Source organism: Streptomyces sp. NPDC059874, assembly GCF_042731135.1.
Lineage (GTDB): Bacteria > Actinomycetota > Actinomycetes > Streptomycetales > Streptomycetaceae > Streptomyces.
The window spans coordinates 1-21,023 of record NZ_JBHWJY010000062.1; the positions used below are offsets into that span (position 1 = coordinate 1).

Below are 21,023 nucleotides of genomic sequence, written 5' to 3' on the forward strand. Positions count from 1 at the left end.
GCTCTCCTCGGCGGACCAGCTCCGCCACGACGTGCCGGCCGGTGTTCCCGGTGGCACCCGTAACCAATGTCGTCACGTCGAACCCCTTTCGTCCCATCCGACGCTAGAAGCTCAACCGGGCTTGAGGTCAAGAAACCCGGGGCCTTTGCCGGGTTGGGTGGTCAGGCTGCCGTGTCGCGGCGCTGCGCGTAGTCCTGGCAGCGGGCGCAGTCGAGCGGGGTGGTGAGGGCGGCCGGGGGGAACAGCTTCAACGCCTCGGTGTGGGCGTGGGTGTGGTCGGTGGCTTTCATGGTGCACCCCGTTCGCGGGTCGGGCCGGTGCCTTTACTTTCGGCCCGCGAGAAACCCCGGGCAGGGGCATTCCCAGGGGCAAGATGGGCGCATGGACATCGGGGAGTTGATCCTCGAACTACGGGGTGCGCAGGGTTGGTCGCAGGCCCGTCTGGCCGATGAGATCAACCGCGCCGAGGGAACGACTCTGACGCGCGAGTACGTGGCCCGGTGGGAACGCGGGAAATGCGCGCCGCGCGGGTTCTACCTCGCGGCGCTGTCCCGGGTGCTCGATGTGCCACTGTCCGTGGCTGTCCCCCAGGACCCGGCACTCCAGCAGCCGGCGGTCAGCGTACTGCCGGCCTACCCAGTTCCCGACTGCAGCCGGGAACGGACACAAAAGGCTGTGGCCAATACCTACCCCAGCGGAAGGCAGCAGGTCGGGGCAGGGCACGATGACGGGATCCCTGACCTCGGAGGATGACCTCATGGCTGAGCCCACTGTCCTTGACCTGATAAGGCTCGAAGACAAGCGGGAGACGAGCGGGCACCGCGTTGTCGTCCGCGTGCTGGGGCGGTACGACCCTGGGGTCCTGTCCGGCCATGACTTCCTCGACGCCGAGATCGTGGTGACGACGCCATGCGTCAGTGCCACCTTCGACGTGACGCTGCTGCCGGATGACCTGGAGCAGTGGGAGACCGCGTTGGACGCGCTTGAGGCCGGGACATTCGTCTACTGGCTGACCTCGGGCAGGACCCCGAGTCTGAAGATCGAGCCGATCTCATGGAGCGGCTTCGTGGTCTCGGTACATGACGGGCCCGCTTCCGGCGTCACAGTGACGGTCCCGTTGTCGAACCCGACCGCCGGGCTGATCTACAAGCAGCGGGACCTGCTGGAAGCCGTGCGCCGGGCGTACCCGCAGCAGGTCATCGAGACCCGATCCGGGCGTAACTGGTACCGGCCCGAGGCCTGACGGCCCACAGACGGCCCCAGGGCAACGAGAAGCCCCTACCTGTTTCTAGCGGGTTGTAGTGGTTCAGGCACGGATTCCGTGAAGGCGGCCAAGAGTCGGTTACGTTCTGTGGTCGGCTGGAGATTCGCTCGGGCAGTGCGCTGGGCAGGGCTCTGTGCGCGAGAATGTTCGGCATGACGACTTGAAGAGCATCGGCCGGGCGACAGCATTGGCGAAAGGCCGGGAGCTGGGACACGATTCCCGACGGCGACCGACGTGTCTGCGCCGTCTGCGGAACGCCCGTCAGTTCCTACCAGTACCGCTTCCATCCGCCCGAGTCCTCGATGTTCGAGCGGTGTATGGGGCTCGCCTGGTGTTCCACTTGCCGGATCTACTCCGGCAACATGGTGCACGTCCCGCAGAAGCGAGTCTTGGTCGACCGCCTCGCATCTCTTCCTCCTGAGCAGCGAGAACGGGTTCTGCGTGCGGAGACGCGACTCATCGAGTTCCTGGACCGCCAGACCCGAGGCGCCGGAAGTTAGGGTCGGCGGCTGGCCGCGATCAGGAGGAGCCGCTTGCGCAGTAGCGGAAGTTTCGCTCTGCCGAACATGCTGCGCTTGAGGGCTTTCAGGTCGTTGACGCGGCCTTCGACGGGGCCGGAGGACCATTCGGTGCTCATGCCGAAGACGACGGCGTCGAGGTCGGTGATCAGCCCGGCGGCGAAGGAGGCCAGGCCGCACTGCTGGTCGGCGCAAACGTCGGCGATCCATCCGCGCAGCCGGTCTCCTTCGCGGTTGGTCATGATGGTCGCGAACGTCCGAACGTGGGTGATGGCTGCCGTGAGCTCGGGCGCGCGGGCCAGCAGCGTCTTGAGCTGCAGTTGGTCGTCAGTGCGTAGGTGGTCGGGGTGGCTCATGATCCAGCGCGTGGCTTCGCGGGGCGAGGGCGGCCGCGCCATCGGCGGCCGGCTGGTGGAGGTCCGGCGGCTGGGACGCAGCGGATGGACGTAGTCGCGCAGGGTGCTGTAGGCGCAGCGGGCCCCACGTTCTTGCAACTCGCGGTGGAGGATCGACAGGTTCGTGCAGCCCTCGGTGATCCGTTGCTCCAGGTAGGGCCGGTAGCGGTCGAGTTTGCTGGTCCGGTCTTGCCACTGGCCGTGCAGCATCGCCTCCGGGCTGGCGGCGCGAGCGTACTTGCGCACCGTGTTGCGGCCCAGTCCGAGCCGGCGGGCGACTTCGCGCAGGCTCAGGCCCTGTTCGACCTGGGCCCGGACCGCGGCGTGGGTGTCGCGGAGCCGGTCGAGGAACTTCCCCGCGGGGTAGGACTCGGATGGCTCCTGGCCGATGGAGGTCGGCACAGGTTCGGGTTCCGGTTCGGGCGAAGGCTCCGGCTCGACGAGGTCGGTCAGCGTCCCGGGTCGGCTGAGGATCCATCTCGTCACGACGCGGGGTGCCGGCGGTTGCGCGGTGACCGGCCGTGGCGATGTGCGCTTCTCTCGCAGGTAGGCGCTGACCCGGCCGTAGCTGCCTCGATAGCCCAAGGGAACGATCTCTTCCCAGAGCTTCCAGGCGTTGGTGCAGCCCTCGTCCCAACGTTCGTCCAGGTAGGGCTTGTACTCGTCGAGGACGGAGGTCCTGTTGTGCTGCCACTGACCGCGGAAGAGGTCCTCCGGCTTCGCAGCGTCGGCGAGGCTCTTGACGGTGCGGTGGGTCATCTGGAGCTGACGCCCGATGGAGCGGCGGCTGTGGCCGGCTTCCAGCAGCGCGTGGACCGTGGCGTGCCTGGCTCGGACACGGTTGGCGAACCGCTCGCTCCGCCATGGAGAGTCCGCCTTCTCCTCGGGCAGCCCCGGTGGTTCGGCCTTCGCCTCGGGATCGGGGACCAGGACGCGAAGGCACTGGCGGTGGCGGGCGACAGCCCGCTCAGCGGCTTCCCCGAGGTTATGCCACAAGTGCCAGCGGTCGGCGACCTGCGTCGCCTGGGGTGCCCCGGCGGTGGCGCCTTCCGCGAAGAACGGCGCGCGGTCCCGGCAGACGACCTCGATCCCTGGCCGCTGGGCGAGCCAGGCGGCCAGGCTCGATGCTTCTCGATCAGGCAGGAGATCAATCGGCCGGCGGGTCTCGACGTCCACCAGGACAGTGCCGTAGCGGCGGCCCTTGCGGGTGGCGTACTCGTCGACGCCGACCACCCGAGGCGTCGGCACCTCCGGCTCGGGCAGCGCCTCGACCAGGCGCAAGACCGTACTCCGGCTGATGGACATGCCGAGCACGGCAGCCAGGCGGGCGCCGGCTCGACCAGCCAGGGCGAGGCCGATTGCGGTCAGGATGGAACGCAGTCGCTCGGTGCGCTGGCCATGCCTGCGGGTGAGGCCAGATAACTGCTCCACGAACGTCTGACGTGGGCACTTGGTGTTCCCGCACCGGAATCGCCGGACCCGCAGCTGGAGTACGACGCTTCGTCCGGCGCTCGGGACATCAGCGAGAGACCGCCGGTAGGAGCTGTGAACCCGGGTCGAGCAGACTCCGCATCCCGGGCAGGCGGCGCCGGCAGTGGTGCACTGCGCGTCAAGGCGCACGTTCTCGATATCCACGTTCACCGACCGCACCGCGATGTCCGCGATCGCGGGGAACAACAGCGCCTTCAGCTGGAGTGCAACGTCTTCCACGGCCCGGACTGTCAGCCCAGCGGCACTGACCACCGTCCATTTTCGGGCGACTTCGCATACCGTCCGGAGACGCTCAGCCGTCACTCACCGTGGCCACTGCACGAAAGCTGATCCAGAACCACAACCCGTGAATAAAGCCAGACGGGCTTGCCGGACCGGAAAAGCCACTGCATCGGCAACGGCTCGGCCCGGGTTCAGCGATGTGGGCAGGGGCTCGCGGGGCCACCGCGTGCCAGGAAGCGTGCGCCGCTGCTGCCGGCCGGGTTGAGGCAGACCAGCGCGGTGAACCACCGCGCGGCCTCGCCCGGGTCCCTCAGCCGCAACAACGAGGCACAGGCGAACAGAACGCGGTGGGCAGGACGGTTGTCAGTGCCCCCGTACGGAAGAACATCCCTAAACGATGGGGCAGAGACCGCTGAAGGACACAGACGCCAGCAACCGCCATGCCAGCGCCGCACCAAGGTCGCCAGCAACCGTGTCCAGGTCCCAAGCAGCGTCCTCGACGCCCCCGACCTCGTCCTCATTGACGAGTCCGGCCTACAGACCCGAGGGTGGAGCAAGGCGGCCCCGATCGTCACGGCCGACCCGCTCCACGGACAGCCAGCAGGACCTGGTACTGCCGTCGGAACCTGACCTCAGACCCCACAACCACCATGCGTGATATCGATCGTCACCAAAGTGACCAGGCAGAACGTCAAAAACGTCAGTACAAAGTCGGCAACCACTGTCAGTGGCAGACCTGGATCCAGAGACCACCGACCAGAGACAACCCAAGACGAGACCACTGACACCTCAACGCCGCACTACCACTGACAAACGGGCACAGATCATCAGGCAGGCCCCGGCCGAGGTTGTCAATCCCCAGTCCGGGGCCAGAATAAAGACCTGACAGACAGTCAGTTTCTGTCCGTCGCGGCAATCGCCACCGAATTCACGGACTTAACGCGCTCCGAAAATTTGGCACCTACGCCACGGTGGGATTTATCCCCCCAGGAACCTGATGAGCGCGGCCAGAAGAGGGGCAAAGGAGTCAAAAAGAGGGATTGGAAGTGCCACAGGAAACTCCTATCAGGGTAGTGGTAGCTGCAAACTGACAACGGCCATGTCGCTGGACGTGGAATGGTCATTTGGTCCTCATCACCCGCACGAGCACGCAAACGTAGGCCGGTAGGCCGGTAGACTCCCGGACCTGCTTGGCCGTCTCGTCGGTGCGGGCGATGGCGACGCGCTTGGGCAGGACCCGCAGACGCACGGAGGCTTCGGGGCTCACCGGGACGAGCAGCTCCGCGGCGGCCTCGGGGTCCTGGTCCTCTTCGTCGGGCCAGGAAGTCCTGTTCCGGCTGCGGCTCATGCACCCGGAGATCACGATCGTCTGGGCCGACTCCGCCTATGCCGGCCAACTCGTGACCTGGGCGAAAAAGTACCTGGACCTGACGGTGAAGACGGTGAGCCGACCGAAGAACGCGGTCGGCTTCGTCGTTCTGCCCCGCCGCTGGGTGGTCGAGAGATCGCTGGCCTGGGTCATGCACGCCCGCGACTACGAAGGCTCATCCAGCACTCCGAATCACTGATCACCTGGGCCGCGATCACCCTCATGACCAGGCGAATCACCCGTCGGCAATCCCGCCGGACCGGTCAGCCAGCCCCGCGTGAGCACACCCGGGACTGACCCGTTCACCGCCACCAACCGCACCCAGACCGGCCCTGCGTCGCTCAGAAGAACTTGGTGTCGAGGTCCAGATAACGCAGTTCGAGAGTCTCTTCTCCCACACCGGACTCGCCAGCGGTTACGCCCGGACCGCTCCAGCTGACCGGGCGAACCCGGCCGAAGGACATCTCCCTGATGGGTTCGTTCTTCGCGTTGACGAACACCAGGATCAGGTCCCGCTCCTCGCCGGTTGCGGCGAAATCCCGGGCATCCTTGATCCACTTGGTGAACTCTTCGCTCTTGTCCGCACCGCGCGTCAGCGTCACGTTCTTCCAGCCCGCAAGGGCGTGCTCGTAGTCCTGCTCAACCTTTCCGGACGGGGTCATCGACACTACGTCGATGTATTCCTGATCCACGGTGATCGCCGAGACGCTCTTGAGCGTCTCCACCCGAAGGCCGCCCAGCTCCACCTGAACCCGATACGTCACGATCGCGCTATCCAGCATGCGTGCCCTCACGTTCTGACGTCACAGGACGGCCGTCCGCCCGTGATCATGGACATCGTCGCAGCCTCTGCCACGGCGAACACGAATCTCAACCTTTCGAGTGGTCGTGCTCGCCTTTGTCATGCGTGGCTCAGGAACAGGTACTCATCTTGCCGTTTAACGTCGTGCCTGAACTCGCTCAGTACGAGTTGTCGAGTTGGTCTACGAGGAATCGAAGTTCGCGAGCTCGGCGCCGGGACATGCCGTGGATCACGGCATCCAGGAACTCCCGTGCTTCGAAGGGGCTGCCGCAGCATTCCCACACACCGCAACCGCCGTCCTCGTACTCACTCCAGAGGTTGCGGTACGGGTCTCGCACGAACCCTCGCCAAATCCTCACGGACTCGGCCGTGACGCCAGGCCACAGGTAGTTCCGGTTCCGCTCGACCCTGGCAACTTCGGCAAGAGCAGGCGGGGACAGGCCAGCAATAGGGGGCTGATAGGTAAGCCGGTGCCGCGGCCACTGCTCGGCGCGGACACGCCCGGGCCGTCTACGCGGCATGGGCCTTTCTGCAGAACGTCATGGGGTGATCCTGCCAGAGACGGCTGCACCGAGGCACCTGACTTGCAGCTCAGTCCGTTCGTCGCGGCTTCGTCCCCTCGCCACCGACCCCGACCCCCTCAACACCTCCACTGCCAACGACCCGGTCACCGGACGCCTCGACATCACCGTCCAAGCCAAGCCCGGCGACACCCCCTACTGCAACAAGATCACTGTCAAGCTGCGCACCGGCACGGGCGCCAACGCCTTCACCGATGCACCCAACGACATCACCACAGCAGTCATCGGCGGCTCCGCCCCCGACCAGGGCGGCGGCTGGACCGCCCGGCCCTCCACAGAAGGAACCTGGCGGGTATTCGAATTCACCCCCGCCCGCCCACCACAGTTCAAGGACTGGTCCATCACTCTCGTCATCTCCCGGATCTTGATCAACGAGACCCCCGGCAACGCCGACATCCGAATCATCGAAAGCTCCTCACCCACCAACTCCGACTACACCGCCAAGACCACCGACACCACACTCACGAAATACCCCAACGAATTTGGATCTAGCCATTAACGAACGGCGAACCTACCGGCAGGTAACCCGCCGGTAGCCTTCTGTTCGAAGGCATCTGCCCCGGGGAGATCGTTTCCGGGGCCTGAGCTGTGTAGGTCGTGGGCCTCGCCCCTTTGGTGTTGCGGTGGTCTTTGGGTGGCCGGGGCTGTCAGCGAGGGAGGAACCGTCTGTGGGACGGGACGCGAGCGGGTGAAGCAGGTCCGGCGGGACACGCGCAGGCCGCCGGCAGAGCGCCTCAGCGACCGGCCACGGAAGCAACCGGCGTCCAAACCGCCACGAGCCGCACGGAGGAACCGCTCGGTCATCCTGACCTCGCCGAGCACCCCGAGCGGGCCCGCGCCGGGCGCGGCCAGCCGGGTCAGCGAGGCCCCGAACTCCCCGGCCGCCAAGGGCGGCCAAGCGTCGGCGTCCTCGTCGCTGGACCAGCCCGACAGCCGGTCGGGGTCCTCGACGTCGTCGGTAAAGCCCAGCCACGGGGCATCCAGGCGGAACCGTCGTCCCCCGCCCGCGCAGCGCACCAGCAGCGTGGCCGCCGCAGCACCTACGAGAACCTCGATCTTGTCGTTGGCGACCAGCCAGGCAACGACTGCGGACCGCTCGAACTCCGGATGCACCTCCGTCCCGGCACTCAGGGCGGGGAAGTCGGTGTGGCGGCGGCGCCAGTTGACCACCGCAGCCCGCCCCACGCGCGGCTATCCGGGCCACTTCCGCGAGCAGGACCCGGTCGGTGTCCGGAGTGACGGGGGTCAGCGCGGCGAGCAGGGAGCGGCCGCCCGCACGGGTTTCCCGCACCGCCCTCCAGTCCACCCACAGCCGGACGACGTCCAGGAGCGCGATGGACTACGCGCTGTAGAGCGGGACGGTGGTCACGCCGCCCTGCCGCTTGTAGTCGATGTCCACTGTGCCCACCGGGGCGACGAATCCGCGCCGGACCACCTCGTGGAAGTCCCAGCGCCTCACCCCGAGACGGACAGCTGGTCCGGGCCGAGGGGCACGTGCTGGTCCAGGAGGGCGGGCAGGTCCCGGCGGCGGGCCAGGGCGGCGACCTGTTCCGGATGCACGTGGGGCGGCAAGCTTCCTGTCACCGGCCTTGCGGGCGTGGGCCGCGTACTCGTCGCGTGCCGCGGTGAACTCCGATGGGCGTAGCCCGAGCAACTCGACCGCCAGCGACTCCACGTCCATGCCCGGAAGTCTCCCGCCCCCACCGCGGCCCGGCCGGTACCCCGCACGACACCGCGCGTCGGCCAACAGCGCGACCGTGAAGCGGAGGTTGGTCCAGACACTTGCGCCCGGGGCCCGCTCGTGAGGTGTGCGGGGCGGAGTGTCGGCGGGTTGCTTTCCCTCAGTGTCTGGGCGAGGGCTCCGGGGCCGAGCTGGGAAGCGACGTCAAGGCGGGCAGACGAGCAGGGTCAGGCCGAGTACTGGGCCTCCTGCGCGAAGAACTCGATGAGTGCCGCAGCGAGTGCCTCGGGGTGGGTCAGGAGGGCGGCATGCCCCGCGCCGGGGATCTGGTGCACACGCGCCTTGGGAACGTGGTCCGCCACGTACTGCGCACTGGCGATGAGAAAGGGCCTGGTGTGCGAGCCGTGCAGCACCGCCACCGGGGCGGAGATGACACCAAGCACGGCCGGGTCATCAGCGGTGGGACCTTCGTACTCCATCGACTGCTGGAGGAGGTTGAGCAGGTTCGGGACGTAACGCCCTGCGGCTTCGAAGTAGCCGGCCTGCTCGGCCACTGCGATCTCTTCGTCGTTGAAGGGCCAGCCGGCGAAAGCGCGAGCCGCGTCTGCAAACCTGCCGTCGGCGGCCAGCTCACCCGTCCGGGCGACGGCAGCGCCGAGCACCGCCTGCTCCCGCTCGTCGATCAGGCTCAGCACCCCAGGCTCAACGGAGGCCACCGCATTCACCGTGTCAGACTGCGCCGCCGCGGCAAGCGCCAGGTGGGCGCCGTAGGACCACCCCGCCAGCCCGGTCGGTTCCCCGATGCTGCCGACGTAGGTGAGGACATCCTTGACGAGCCGACCGGGACTGAGGTCATCGTGATCGCCGCTTAGGCCACGACCCCGCAGGCTCGTCAGGTGGCAGGTGAACCGGCCGGTCAGGTGTTCCAGTAGCAGGCCCCAATCGAGGTCGCCATCACCAATGATCCCTTGCAGGAGCACCAGAGGACGACCCTGACCGTGCACGGTTCCGACGATGGTGACGCCATCGCTGGTGGTCGCGGAGTGGGTGCGTTGGTCGCTCATTCCCAGCTCCTGTAGCTCGCGCCGTCATGCCTGCAACGATTCTGCAATCGTCGGAAGTTCCGTGCAGCACGGCTCGCCGTTCCGCTCTCGTGGATCGGTGGGTGGGAGATCCCGTGAGCAGGTCTGGGGTACTGCCGAGTAGGGGGTGTCCGTTTGTTTTCAAGGATCGCCATCACCCCGGCTGCGGGCCGAGGGCATCCCCGCGTGTATCCACTGCCGCCCCAGCACCGCCCTCGGAGTGCTGGAATGACCAGGCACCGGCGGTGCGGAGGAATGAGCCCTGCCCCGCGCGTGGTCGTCCACCCGCCGGACGCCGCGTGCGGGCGCCGCGTCCGCATCGACGGCAAGAGCCTCGGCCGCGCCCTCGGCCCCGCGATCTCCTCGAATTCCTCCGCCGCACGGGCCTCGACCCTGACACCGTCAACTTGGACGACCCGCTGCTGATCGAGTGGCGCGGCGGCGGACCAGCCGCATGGCAACCCGGCCCCGATACAGGGAGAGCTGGTGGAAAACGCTCGCCGTGGAGCTGCGTCGGACCCGTTGCGCAGCGCGCGAGGAGCGCGACGGCCCTCCCGTGGGGAGACGGGAAGACTGTCGGCCCGGAATGGTCCCTGATGGGGGGCTTCACCCCCGCTCTTCTTGCTCCCAACGTGCCAGGATCTCGGCCACGCGCGGGTACCGCTCAAGTAGCTCGGCATCCGTTAGGTCCATGCCAGCTGCCCCCAAGATCGCGGCGGTGCCAACTGGCAGCATCCGCTCTCTGGTGCGGTACTCGTCGGTCACGGGACCTCCAGCGTTCGGTCGGCTGAGGCGCCTACGATCCGCCTGGCAAATGCCTCCGTCAACCCCTGCGGAGAGGGTTGTCCCAGAAGGAGCACACATCGTTCACTCAAGCTCTGCGAGCCCGCTCCTGACGCACCTACGCTTCAGCGGTCCGCCAGTCGGCCGGCACGCCGTCCAAGCCGAGACCCAGGCCGCTGGCACAGCCCTGCCTCGACCAAGACGAGCGGCACCTGCTCCCACGCATCGGGCCCTACGGATGCGGTGACCGCTGCAGCCAGCCGCGAGTCCCATGCCCTGCGACCGGGTCCCGTTCTGGTGGGGCTGGGCGTTCTCGTCTGTCGAGCATCTCCAGGCTGAGGCCCACGCCGCCGCCCTCCGCGGCGACCACGCCACCGCGTTCGCGCTCGCCAACCGGGGGCGGCGGGTCTTCGACACGGCCGACTCCCACGAGCAGACCTCGGACTACGCGGTGCCGTGGTGGCGGGTCAACGTGCTCCGGTCCGTGCTCCTGGCCCGTCTCGGCGAGGAGAAAGCCGCGACCGAGGCGCAGGACCAGGCCCTCGCGGAACTCCCCGCGAGCCTGCCCCGCTTCGCCACCCACCCGGCGCTCCACCGGGGATTGATGCTCGCCCGCTCCGGCAACCGGGCGGGGGGGAGTCGCGCACGCCACGGCCGCGATGGACGCCCTGCCTCCCGAGAAGCACAGCCCGACCCTGCGGATGCTGGTCAACGAAATCCGGGCCTGACCAACGGCCCCCGGCACACCCGAGGGTGCGCCGGGGCCACGCTCCGCCGACGAGCCCTACGCGCTCGCCGCCCTGCCGCGCGTGAGCTGCGCGCAGCGCAGGCCGCCGCCCGCGTGCCAGTCCAGCACCGGGGCGACCTCGTCCCCGTGCTCGACGCACCACAGGACCGGGACCAGGCCGCCGCAGTCGTGCCGCTCGCATACGCAGTCCTCGCCGGTCCTGGCTTGCGGGACGCCGTGGCGGACCACGCCGCCGCGGCCGGTCCGCGTGGTGGTGCCGCGCAGGCGGGCCGGCCATTCCAGCGTGACGCGCAGGGCGCCGGATCCGGACCTGAACCGGTCGGTCACCCGGACGTCGCCGAGCACCGCGAGCCGGCCCGCACTGGGCGCGGTGAGCCGGGTCAGCGTGGCCCCGACCGCGCCCGCGGCCAGGGCGGCCAGCGCGTCGGCGTCCACCTCGTCGACGATCCAGCCCGACAGCTGGTCGGTGCCCTCGATGTCGTCGGCGAGGCCCAGCCACGGGGCATCCAGCCGGAACCGGCCTGTGGCGCCCCCGGTGCCGCGCACCAGCAGCGAGGCCGTCCCCGCCCCGGCGGGAAGGGTGATCTTGTCGTGGGCGAGCAGCCAGGCCACAACTGCGGCCCGGTCGAACTCCGGATGTACGTCCGTCCCGGCGGTCGGGGCGGGGAAGTCGGGGTGGCGGCGGCGCCAGTTGACCACCGCCGCCCGCCCCACGCGCGCCATCCGGGCCACCTCGGCGAGCAGCACGCGGTCCGTGTCCGGGGTCACCGGGACGAGGCAAGCGAGCGGGGAGCGGCGGCCCGGCCGGGTCTCCCGCACCGCCCGCCAGTCGACCCAGGGGCGGGTGACGTCCAGGAGGGCGATGTCCCGGGCGCTGTAGAGCGGGACGGACGTGACGCCGCCCTGCCGCTTGAAGTCGATGTCCACGGTGCCCACGGGGGCGAGAAACCCAAGTCGGACCACTTCGTCGAAGTCCCGGCGCCGCACGCCGAGACGGACCGCCGCCTGGTCCGGGCCAAGGGGCACGTGCTGGTCCAGGAGCGCGGGCAGGTCCCGGCGGCGCGCCAGGGCAGCCACCTGATCCGGGTGCACGACGGGGAACTCCGTCTCGCCGCCGAGGTAGACCAGCAGGCCGGCCCGGACGAGATGCCCGATGGCCGCCGCCGTCACCCGAGGCCGCATCGGCGGCAGCCGCACCCCCAGGGCCTCCGTCAGCCGGTCCGCCGCCACCCCGGCACCGATCCCCCGCAGCGTGGCCCGCACCGCCTCCGGGTCGACGGCCTCGACCACCGCCCGCGACCACACCCCGCGCCCTGCGTCCGCCGCCGGGACCAGACCCGAACCCGCCGCCCACCGCCAGGCCGCCACCGGGACCCGAAGCCGCCCCGCAGCCTGCTCCACGTCGTACACCTCACGCCGCACACCCATGCCGAAACACACCCCAAACGCACACCTTGCAGCCCGACCGTCGAGCCGTGCCGTGCCGTGCCGTGCCGTGCCGAAAGACCCCGAAATGTGTCAAGAGGCAGCTTTTCAGGGTGAGTTGTGAGCACACCGCACAAACCGCCTACGCGTACGCGCGGCCCGAATTCACCCCTGCGGAGGACACGAAGCGGGGGCCGCCACCCATCGGTGACGACCCCTGTGGAACCCGTCCGCCGGCTCGCGGCGGGTGGCTCTGTCGGCAGTCAGCCGGCCGCCTCCGGCGGGCGGCCTCCCTCGCAGCCGCCATGTCGATCTCCCTGACAAAGCGACTCTTCCCAGTCAGGCGGGACGTTGACGGGGCTTGTTGCGACGCGGAGACCTGCGAGTTGTGGCCGGCCTCGCCCTCACGAACGCAGGGCCGTACCAGCACCCCTCCTTCGCCGCCGCCGACCGCGACACCACGATCGCCAAGGTGACCGCGCCAGCCTGGCGGATGCGCCACTACCAGGAGGACTCCGCAATCGGCTACACCATCGGCAACCAAGGCCTGGCGCGTGCTGTACCAGTTCGCATCCGACAGCAGGGCGCCCTGACCATTCGGTCCCGCCAAAAGACAGCTACGGCGACAACCACGCCGCTCACGCATGACCAGAGCGTGTGTGGCGTCATCTCCGATGGCGCAGACGGCACCACATCGGCAAGCCGAACCACAACCAGACCACTCCGCCGACCATCACGGATGCGATCACAGCGGACGTGCCGACCCCCAGCACCATGGTCACCACAAGGAGGAGGGAGCTGCTCATGGCCACCATGAGCAGAATCAGACCGGTGAGTGCCAACCGGTTCGAGACGGTGACCAGCTGTGTCCGCATGCCGCAGCGGAAGACCACGCGGTGGAAGGGGGCCGGTGCCATGAGGAAGGCGGCGGCTCCGAAGGCCACGAACAGGGTCAACACGTACTGCCCCGCCTGCAACTCGGTCACGGCGGCGAACCGCGGGCTGAAGGCGAGGGTCATGAGGAAACCCAGCAGAATCTGTACGCCGGTCTGGGCGACGCGGACCTCCTGTAAGAGCTCGGCGTACGCATGGTCCGGGTCCGGTTCCAATCGCACATCGGGACCTCCCGAGGGAGGAGCTCCTGCGGGCAGGCGGTCTTGCTCGGGAACCGGCCGGAGGGTCGGCCTCTTGGCGGTCAGCGCCATGGCGGTACCTCTTCCAGTGGGGGTGACGTGGGGGTGACGTGCGCGCTCAACTCCTGGTCCAACCTCTGATGAAGTTTCGGTGAACGGATTAACGGCACCCCCGCGTCCCCGGTTCAGCTGAGACCCGCACGGCACGCGTACCTCGTCAGGTTTGTGCCCGCCCGCAGCTCAACGTGGCCGGCCGATCCCCATTGCGCCTTCCCCGCCCTCATGACGACCGTTGCCATCCGACCTGGTGTGTGGGACCTGAGCCTCGAAACCGGGAACAAAGCGCCCAGTGCGGTGCAACCGCGGTCACTTGGGTGTAGGGGACGGAGAAACAATGAGGGGCTTGTCCCAGTCAATCCGCACCTGATCGCGGTCGCTACGACTGACTTGGCACGGGTAATCCTTGGACACCGCGACAATCTGGGCGACCTAGATGGCGTTCAGTACAGGTTCTCGCGAGCCCTCGTAGTCCGGCTCGCCGGGAACGTGCACGCTATTCGGCATCGCCTGTCAGTAGCGAGCACCCGTCCTTACGTGAAGAGACAGCGCCCCGCTCACTGACGAAAGCCCACGAACCAGGGACCGGGGTCAGCGCACCGTGTGGGGGCGGTAGACGCAGATCGTCCGCTCCGCGACACAGACCGCGCCGCTGCACAGGATCGTCGCGCAGGGGGCGCCGAACCGGTAGCGCAGATCAGCGATGACCACGAGGCGGCCGCCCGCAAGAACCTGGTCCCCGACGCGCAGTTCTGTGGGCGGACAGTCCACCGCCACACATCCCGGCGGAATCCGCATCGCCTCCGCCTCCCGCACCACTGCCCGCTTGCCCGCCCCTTCACATGCCACAGTGCGGGCGATCCACTGGAACTCGTCCGTGTCCGTGAGGCGCACTACGAGCGGGGACGGATAGAAGCCGACGACCTCGCCCCTCGCCTGCCGGTTACGGTCGAACGGACACAGCCTTCGACAAGTTCCATCCTCCCGGGTCAGGAGTACACTCGATGAATTTGATCAGCTTTCGGACGCCACACTCGATGAAGTAGCACGTTCTCGACCAGCCACAGGAGCCACCACCGAGATGATCTCCCTCCGCGAAGTACTCGACGGTGATTTGCCTGCCTTTTGGGAGCACCTCTCTGACCCCGAGGCGCAGCACGTGGCCGCTGTCACCAGGAACTACCACTACGACAGGGGGCACTTCGACAGCTACTGGGCCAGGATCCGTTCCAATCCCGATGTCCTGATGCGCACAGTGCTTGCCGGTGACGAGGTGGTTGGCCATGCCGCGGTGTACGGGCCGCCGGACGAACGCGAGGTCACCTACTGGATCGGCCGAAAGCACTGGGGCCGCGGCATTGCCACAGCCGCGCTCACGGCGCTGGTCGATCTCGTAGGCGTCCGGCCGTTGCATGCCCACGCAGCAGCCGACAACGCAGGCTCGATTCGCGTACTGGAAAAGTGCGGCTTCGTCCTCACCGGGCACGGCAGGGGCTTCGGCCAAGCACGCGGTGGCGAGATCGACGAAGTGCTCCTCACCCTCAACTGAAATCCACGGGCCGTTCCACCCAGCCCGAGAGCCTCGCGCAGGCACCCGAGGCCCCTTCACCTGAGCCATCCCAGCTGCCCGCCCGATCACCAGCACCCAGGTCTGCTCCCCGGCGCACGCAGGCGAAGATGTCACTGAGGCCGTTGCCGCGGCCCTCACGAGACCAGCCGTCCGGCGACACGCCCACTCCTCCAGAGGGTCCCGGCACCACGGGGAAGCCGGAGGCATAACAGAGGCCCAGGGGAGGGCTGGGCCGGAGGCACTGGCCTCTGCCGTGGCCGCTGTACCGACTATGGGCCCGCACGCGGCAATGCAGGTCCGGGCCCGCGTCCCGTGTGCCCGGCACGGACACTGTTGGTACGCGCCGATCCCTCCCTTCCGTGACAGTGGTGCGAAACGCAACACAAGCGCCCCACCAACCGCACCGAACAGATGAGCCGCGAGCGGGCGGACGATCTGGAGGAACTCGGAGAACCGCCGGGACAAGCCCACCCCCGAGCAGCGCGCCGCGCTCGCGGAGCTGCGCCGGGAGTGGGTGTGACGCCCCGTCCCACTGGTCGTTGAACCAGGCGGCCAGCTAAGTGACACAAACCGGGCCCCGGGACGTACGTCCCGGGGCCTCGTGCTGTTTGGGGCCGCCCCTCACCGGCTCCTTGGGGCGGGCGGGGAACGGTGTGAAGCCGCCCGGCCTGTGCGGCCGGGCGGCTTGTGGTGCGTTGGTGTGTGGCTGGTCAGATGAGGTGGCTCATGCCGCCCCAGCCCTGGCCGATCTTGACGCCGGCCTTCAGGCTGTTGCTCATGCTGGCGTAGTGGTACAGGTCGCCGGTGGCGGCGGTGGTGGCGACGACGTCGGCGCGGCCGTCGCTGTCGATGTCGGCGAGGGTGAGCTTGTCGATCCCGGACCAGTTCTGACCGATCTGGATGGCCGGGGCCACGCCGGTGCTGGTGCCGACGTACAGGTTGAGGTCGGAGGTGGAGTTCACCATGGCGACGAGGTCGGCGCGGCCGTCGCCGTTGAAGTCACCGGCGGCCAGCTTGGACATACCGGCCCAGCCCTGCCCGATCTGCTTGGTGTAGGTGACGTCCGTGCCCGTGCCCGAGTAGAGGCGCAGGGTGGCGTCGTCCTTGCGGACCGCGACGATGTCGGCCTTGCCGTCGCCGGTGAAGTCACCGGCGACGAAGTCGGACATGGCGTTCCAGCCGGTGCCGATCTTGGTGGTGGACTTGAAGCCGCCACCGCCGTTGCCGAGGTAGAGGTACAGGTCGCCACTCGAGGCGTCGCGGGCGATCAGGTCGCTGTCGCCGTCGTTGTTGAAGTCGGCGGCCTTGATCTTGTCCATGCCGCCCCAGCCGGGGCCGACTTCGTGGGAGGCGAACTGGCCGTCGCCGTTGCCGGCGTACATGCGCAGCTTGTCGTCGCTCCCGGTGACTCCGAGGAGGTCGTCGTTGCCGTCGCCGGTGAAGTCGTGGTCGCGCTGGACGGTCGGCTGCGTCGGGTAGGGGTCGCGGTCGTCGGAGCCGAGGCCGGCGGCCGGTCCGCAGGTGGGCCAGGCGCCCTCGCCCTGACCGGCGAGGACCTTCTCGCCGATGAGTATCTGCTCGGTTTTGGAGGCCTGGTGGGGGTAGGAGGCGTAGGCGCCGCCGCCGTAGGCGTCCCAGGTGGACTTGGAGAACTGCAGTCCGCCGTAGTAGCCGTTGCCGGTGTTGATGGACCAGTTGCCGGTGCTCTCGCACTGGGCGACCTTGTCCCAGGTGGAGACGGCCGCGGCGGAGGCGGGGGCCGCGGCGGCCAGGGGAATCAGGGCGCCGAGGGCGGAGGCGGCGAGGAACGTCAGGGCAAAGCGGCGCGGGGCGTGCTGGGACATGGCGAGGCGAACCTTCATCTCGTACGGCGCGAAAGCGGGGAAGGAGCGGGAGCGGCGAAGCAGTGGTGCGGGCAGGCGGGGGTGCGGGGGCCCGTTCGGGAAGGACGGGCCCCCACAGCCCCGGCCGGGTGCCGGTCAAAGGAGCCGGCGATGGTCACGGGGGCCCACTCGGGCCCCCGTGACCCCGGCAGGGTGCCGGTTAGATGAGGTGGCTCATGCCGCCCCAGCCCTGGCCGACCTTCACGCCGGCCTTGAGGCTGTTGCTCTGGCTCTTGTAGAGGTAGAGGTCGCCGGTGGACGCGGTGGTGGCGACGACGTCGGCGCGACCGTCGCTGTCGATGTCGGCGAGAGTGAGCTTGTCGATCCCGGACCAGTTCTGACCGATCTGGATCGCCGGGGCCACGCCCGTGCTGGTGCCGACGTACAGGTTGAGGTCGGCGGTGGAGTTGACCATGGCGACCAGGTCGGCGCGGCCATCGCCGTTGAAGTCACCGGCCGCCAGCTTCGACATGCCGGCCCAGCCCTGCCCGATCTGCTTGGTGTAGGTGACGTCGGTGCCCGTGCCCGAGTACAGCTGGAGGGTGGCGTCGTCCTTGCGGACGGCGACGATGTCGGCCTTGCCGTCGCCCGTGAAGTCACCGGCGACGAAGTCGGACATGCCGTTCCAGCCGGTACCGATCTTCGTGGTGGACTTGAAACCGCCGTTGCCGTTGCCCAGGTAGAGGTACAGGTCACCCGTCGAGGCGTTGCGGGCGACAAGGTCGCCCTCGCCGTCGTTGTTGAAGTCGGCCGCCTTGATCTTGTCCATGCCGCCCCAGCCGGGGCCGACCTCGTGCGAGGCGAACTCGCCGTCACCGTTGCCGGCGTACATGCGCAGCTTGTCGTCGCTCGCGCTCACACCCAGCAGGTCGTCGTTGAGGTCACCGGTGAAGTCACGGTCGCCCTTGCTGTACGAGGCCGGGGTCGCGCCGAGCGGCGTGACGTAGGCGCTGATGCGCTGATCGATCGAGCTCGGGGTGTCGCCCACGTGCTTCTGCGAAGCGCTCACCGCGACGTCGGCGACCTTGTCGCTCCAGTTGCCGTGCGTGGTCATGATCGAGCCGTCCGCGTTGACAGCGGTGACCATGGCGACGTGCTGGGCCCAGCCGTTGGCGTACTCGAAGACCACCGCGTCGCCGACCTGGGGCTGGTAGGAGGACGAGGTGTGCAGGGTGCCGTTGGACTGGCCGTAGGAGTAGAACGAGGAGGCCCGTGCGTCCGTCCCGCTGACGTTGAAGCCCGAGTTCTTCCACACCCACTTCACGAAGTCCGCGCACCAGGGCTCCGCCTCATAGCCGGTGGCAGGGTTGCAGCTCGTCAGGAAACCTCGGCCACCCAGGGAGTTGGTCGAGCAGGCGTTGTCACCGACCTGGGCCCTAGCCAGGGAAGCGGCCTGCGTGGTGGTGTCGGCGAAAGCTGGAGCGGTGGCCAGGCTCACGGTGAAGCCCACGGCGGCGAGGGTGACACCGGCGGCGGACAGGGTACGACGGGTACGAAGCGACAGGGACATGACAGATCCTCGGGGTCGGGTACTGCTGGGAAGAAGATGGGTGGTGCCCACGCAGTTCGTGTGACTGCTGCCCTGCAGGAGCAGCGGTCAAGGTGAACCGGGGCGAAAGAAGAAACGGAGCCGAATGCAGCCGCGTGGAGCCGAGTCGGGCCGGGGCCCGGGAAAGGCCTACTACAAGATCATGTCGCCGGTGGCGGCGACGACCGGCCTCTCGCCCACCGTGGCCGCCACGGTGAAGTCCGTGGCGAAGTTCGTGGTGGCCGCGCCGGCGGCCAAGTCCGCGGCCAGGACGGCGGCGGGGGCGGCGAGAGCGCGAGTGGCGACCGCGGCGGCCGGGGCGATACGAATGCGGATCACGACAGAAGTCCTTTCCTGAATCGAAGTGTTCGGGAGACCCGAACCGGTCCGCATCCCGCGGTGATGCGTACTCGGTTCTTGCCTGCCAGTCGGTGTTCCCTCCCGGCGATCACTACTCTCGCCGCTGGTCAAAGGCGTTGGAAGAGCTTCCCGGTGGACCGAACAGGCCTTGACCCCTTCCGTCCACCACCCCCAACGGCACTCCGCAAACCCGACAACACCTGCCCGAAGACAGGCCCGACCAGAGGGACTTGGGTGCGAACTCTGGCGGAAGCGGGTGCCGGCTACCTCGGCGGCGAGCCGCTAGTTCCCCCACACAATCCGCCCACTCCCGCCCTGGCCCCCGTCCACGCCCGCCCCCGACAATGGGCCCGTCCCTCACAGGGACACCCAACGGGGAGGAATCCACATGCACACCACAGCCCGACGATGGGCCCAGGCCGTCGCTCCGCTGCTCATCTGCGCCCTCGCCCTGACCGCCACCCCTGCCGCCGCCGAAGACGCCGACCAGAAAACCCCCCGCGACAAAGCGGCCATCACGTCCTTACAGACCTTCAAGAACGCCAACACCGGCGAATGCCTCGACCACAGCTTCCAGTACGGCCTGCGCACCATCACCTGCTACTACAACGAATGGCAGACCTGGAACGTCTGGACGAACGGCCCCTACGTCGTTCTTCAGAACTCCTCCACCGGCCAGTGCCTGTACGAGACCTGGTACGGAGCCCCTGCCGCCACCGGCTGCGACTGGGGCAACAACGACTTCCAGTGGCTGCCCATCGGAGTTGGATCCGGTGGCCGCATCATCCTGACCAACCGCTCCACCAGAAGCTGTCTGGACGACACCCGGCGCAGCGGCCTGCGGGTGGTCACCTGCGAGAACAAGCTCTCCCACCTGTGGTCCTGACCTGAGCGTGCCGGCCGTCGTCCCAAGCCTGACCGCGGCCGGTGTGCTCCGGTAGCGTCAGCGGGCAGGGCGACCGGGTGGACGGCGAGCACCCAACACGCGTGTCACAAACATCCCGGACAACACACCTACTGATCTTTTCGTAAGTTCGGTGGGTGTGGTGGGTGGATGGTCAGGCCGGTGTGGGCGAGGAAGGACCATGGCAGTTGTGGGTTGTCATTGATGCGGTGGATGCCTTGCTCGGTGGCGTCCACGACATCGGCGAGGTGGCCGCCGGCGAGGTTGGCGAGTTCACGTTTTTTGAGTGAGGACCACAGCAGCTCCACCGGGTTCAGCTCGGGCGCGTAGGCGGGTAATCGCTCCAGGGTGAGCCAGTCCTGGCCGGCGACCCAAGCCCGCATCGCCCGGCTCCAATGGGCGGACAGACCGTACCAGACCAGGACCACCCGCTCGCCGCGGTAGAACACCCGCATCTGCTCCAGGACCTCGATGAGGGCGGCGGTGTCGTAGCTGCCGGGCTTGAGACGGAAGCACAGGCGGACCCCTCGATCGGGGTCGGTGGAGTGGTATCCCAAGGCCCCGGCCATCGACGCCCGCTTCCAGTTCAGCCAGTGCCGCAGCAGCGGGGCCCGACCTCGGGGTGCGTAGGTGCGGCGGATCTGAGGCAGCAGGGAAACGCCCGATTCGTCGAGGAACACGATCCAGGCACGTGTGTTCACGGCCCCCATTTGATCCGCGGCCACTCGTGCGCGATCCAGCGGGCGATCTCCGACTCGTCCCTCTCGACCGCCCGCCGCTCGGGCCGCTGCAGACTCCATCCGAGCCGGCCGGTCAGCAACCGCCACACCGACGCCCTCGACAGCACCACCCCCGTCACCCGCTCAACGACGGCGCCAACTCGCTCCAGGGTCCACAGGTCGGCCTCGAAACCATGAGCCTGGGCACCCCGCTCCAACGCGGCCCGGACGGTCTCGACCTGGGCGTCGTCCAGCTTGGGCGGGCGACCGGTGGCCGCACGCCGACGCAAGGCCGAAGCACCACCCTCCTCCCACGCCCGCCGCCATCGCCGCACGCTCTCGGCGCACACCCCCACCGCCCGCGCGATCTCCGCATTCGAGACACCGTCCTCGAACAACTCGACCGCCCGAACACGACGCGCCTCCGCCAACTGAGGCCGCAGCAACGGAGGAAGGGAGGCGCCGGCCGCAGAAGGCGAAGGTCGATAAGCCACCCCGACAGCCTCCC

At 68.4% G+C, this 21,023-nt stretch carries 22 protein-coding genes and 1 pseudogene; 7 read left to right on the plus strand and 16 right to left on the minus strand.

The window, feature by feature from the left end:
* Positions 1-161: 161 nt before the first annotated feature.
* Positions 162-290, minus strand: a complete 129-nt coding sequence (locus ACFV9H_RS29010) for a hypothetical protein (protein WP_385403823.1) — start codon at positions 288-290, stop codon at positions 162-164.
* 91 nt (positions 291-381) lie between these two features.
* Here ACFV9H_RS29010 and ACFV9H_RS29015 point away from each other — a divergent pair, with 91 nt between their 5' ends.
* Positions 382-753 carry a multiprotein-bridging factor 1 family protein gene (locus ACFV9H_RS29015; protein WP_385403826.1) on the plus strand — a complete coding sequence of 124 codons (372 nt, stop codon included), beginning with the start codon at positions 382-384 and terminating at the stop codon, positions 751-753.
* 4 nt (positions 754-757) lie between these two features.
* Positions 758-1,243 (plus strand): DUF5959 family protein, encoded by a 486-nt coding sequence (locus tag ACFV9H_RS29020; protein ID WP_385403829.1) that lies wholly within the window; start codon positions 758-760, stop codon positions 1,241-1,243.
* Between the two features lie 517 nt (positions 1,244-1,760).
* Here ACFV9H_RS29020 and ACFV9H_RS29025 read toward each other — a convergent pair.
* On the minus strand, positions 1,761-3,887 hold the full coding sequence (locus ACFV9H_RS29025; protein WP_385403831.1) for an ISL3 family transposase: 2,127 nt from the start codon (positions 3,885-3,887) through the stop codon (positions 1,761-1,763).
* 1,123 nt (positions 3,888-5,010) lie between these two features.
* Positions 5,011-5,238, minus strand: coding sequence for a hypothetical protein (locus ACFV9H_RS29030; RefSeq protein WP_385403945.1), 228 nt, complete (start codon positions 5,236-5,238; stop codon positions 5,011-5,013).
* Here ACFV9H_RS29030 and ACFV9H_RS29035 point away from each other — a divergent pair.
* Positions 5,198-5,513: pseudogene (locus ACFV9H_RS29035) on the plus strand (transposase); the annotation flags it as partial. The gene ACFV9H_RS29030 and the pseudogene ACFV9H_RS29035 overlap by 41 nt on opposite strands.
* 87 nt (positions 5,514-5,600) lie before the next feature.
* On the opposite strand, the gene ACFV9H_RS29040 reads toward ACFV9H_RS29035, so the two are convergent.
* A complete protein-coding gene (locus ACFV9H_RS29040; protein WP_385403834.1) occupies positions 5,601-6,041 on the minus strand; it encodes a phage tail protein in 441 nt (146 codons plus the stop codon).
* 178 nt (positions 6,042-6,219) lie between these two features.
* On the minus strand, positions 6,220-6,399 hold the full coding sequence (locus tag ACFV9H_RS29045; RefSeq protein WP_008742117.1) for a hypothetical protein: 180 nt from the start codon (positions 6,397-6,399) through the stop codon (positions 6,220-6,222).
* Between the two features lie 208 nt (positions 6,400-6,607).
* On the opposite strand from ACFV9H_RS29045, the gene ACFV9H_RS29050 reads away from it, so the two are divergent.
* Positions 6,608-7,141 carry a hypothetical protein gene (locus tag ACFV9H_RS29050; RefSeq protein ID WP_385403837.1) on the plus strand — a complete coding sequence of 178 codons (534 nt, stop codon included), beginning with the start codon at positions 6,608-6,610 and terminating at the stop codon, positions 7,139-7,141.
* Here the strand turns inward: ACFV9H_RS29050 and ACFV9H_RS29055 are convergent.
* Positions 7,138-7,812 carry a hypothetical protein gene (locus ACFV9H_RS29055; protein ID WP_385403840.1) on the minus strand — a complete coding sequence of 225 codons (675 nt, stop codon included), beginning with the start codon at positions 7,810-7,812 and terminating at the stop codon, positions 7,138-7,140. The genes ACFV9H_RS29050 and ACFV9H_RS29055 overlap by 4 nt on opposite strands.
* 738 nt (positions 7,813-8,550) lie before the next feature.
* Positions 8,551-9,387 carry an alpha/beta fold hydrolase gene (locus tag ACFV9H_RS29060; RefSeq protein WP_385403843.1) on the minus strand — a complete coding sequence of 279 codons (837 nt, stop codon included), beginning with the start codon at positions 9,385-9,387 and terminating at the stop codon, positions 8,551-8,553.
* Positions 9,388-9,660: 273 nt separating this feature from the next.
* Here ACFV9H_RS29060 and ACFV9H_RS29065 point away from each other — a divergent pair, with 273 nt between their 5' ends.
* Entirely contained in the window at positions 9,661-9,831 is a 171-nt protein-coding gene (locus ACFV9H_RS29065; RefSeq protein WP_385403845.1) for a hypothetical protein, read from the plus strand.
* A 180-nt stretch (positions 9,832-10,011) separates the two neighbouring features.
* Here the strand turns inward: ACFV9H_RS29065 and ACFV9H_RS29070 are convergent, their stop codons facing one another.
* From ACFV9H_RS29070 to ACFV9H_RS29085, 4 genes are all read right to left on the minus strand, one after another.
* A complete protein-coding gene (locus tag ACFV9H_RS29070) occupies positions 10,012-10,170 on the minus strand; it encodes a hypothetical protein (protein ID WP_385403847.1) in 159 nt (52 codons plus the stop codon).
* 802 nt (positions 10,171-10,972) lie between these two features.
* Positions 10,973-12,364, minus strand: a complete 1,392-nt coding sequence (locus ACFV9H_RS29075; protein WP_385403850.1) for a hypothetical protein — start codon at positions 12,362-12,364, stop codon at positions 10,973-10,975.
* Between the two features lie 662 nt (positions 12,365-13,026).
* Positions 13,027-13,566 (minus strand): DUF6328 family protein, encoded by a 540-nt coding sequence (locus ACFV9H_RS29080; RefSeq protein WP_385403853.1) that lies wholly within the window; start codon positions 13,564-13,566, stop codon positions 13,027-13,029.
* A 576-nt stretch (positions 13,567-14,142) separates the two neighbouring features.
* Positions 14,143-14,445: a hypothetical protein gene (locus tag ACFV9H_RS29085; RefSeq protein ID WP_385403856.1), complete on the minus strand. Its 303-nt coding sequence runs from the start codon at positions 14,443-14,445 to the stop codon at positions 14,143-14,145.
* A 187-nt stretch (positions 14,446-14,632) separates the two neighbouring features.
* Between ACFV9H_RS29085 and ACFV9H_RS29090 the strand changes: the two genes are divergently transcribed.
* Entirely contained in the window at positions 14,633-15,100 is a 468-nt protein-coding gene (locus ACFV9H_RS29090) for a GNAT family N-acetyltransferase (RefSeq protein WP_385403858.1), read from the plus strand.
* Positions 15,101-15,831: 731 nt separating this feature from the next.
* On the opposite strand, the gene ACFV9H_RS29095 is transcribed toward ACFV9H_RS29090, so the two are convergent.
* The 3 genes from ACFV9H_RS29095 to ACFV9H_RS29105 all read right to left on the minus strand — a co-directional run bounded on the left by ACFV9H_RS29095 (position 15,832) and on the right by ACFV9H_RS29105 (position 18,871).
* Complete coding sequence (locus ACFV9H_RS29095) at positions 15,832-16,965, minus strand: transglycosylase family protein (RefSeq protein WP_385403860.1); 1,134 nt, start codon at positions 16,963-16,965, stop codon at positions 15,832-15,834.
* Positions 16,966-17,164: 199 nt separating this feature from the next.
* Complete coding sequence (locus ACFV9H_RS29100; protein WP_385403863.1) at positions 17,165-18,514, minus strand: FG-GAP-like repeat-containing protein; 1,350 nt, start codon at positions 18,512-18,514, stop codon at positions 17,165-17,167.
* A gap of 171 nt (positions 18,515-18,685) precedes the next feature.
* Positions 18,686-18,871: a hypothetical protein gene (locus ACFV9H_RS29105; protein ID WP_385403865.1), complete on the minus strand. Its 186-nt coding sequence runs from the start codon at positions 18,869-18,871 to the stop codon at positions 18,686-18,688.
* Between the two features lie 409 nt (positions 18,872-19,280).
* Between ACFV9H_RS29105 and ACFV9H_RS29110 the strand changes: the two genes are divergently transcribed.
* Positions 19,281-19,778, plus strand: coding sequence for an RICIN domain-containing protein (locus tag ACFV9H_RS29110; RefSeq protein WP_385403867.1), 498 nt, complete (start codon positions 19,281-19,283; stop codon positions 19,776-19,778).
* A gap of 128 nt (positions 19,779-19,906) precedes the next feature.
* Here ACFV9H_RS29110 and ACFV9H_RS29115 read toward each other — a convergent pair whose 3' ends face one another.
* Together ACFV9H_RS29115 and ACFV9H_RS29120 are read right to left on the minus strand one after the other, a co-directional pair.
* Positions 19,907-20,497, minus strand: coding sequence for a transposase (locus tag ACFV9H_RS29115; RefSeq protein ID WP_385403870.1), 591 nt, complete (start codon positions 20,495-20,497; stop codon positions 19,907-19,909).
* A complete protein-coding gene (locus ACFV9H_RS29120) occupies positions 20,494-21,009 on the minus strand; it encodes a winged helix-turn-helix domain-containing protein (protein ID WP_385403872.1) in 516 nt (171 codons plus the stop codon). The genes ACFV9H_RS29115 and ACFV9H_RS29120 overlap by 4 nt, the downstream gene beginning before the upstream one ends.
* Between the last annotated feature and the right edge of the window lie 14 nt (positions 21,010-21,023).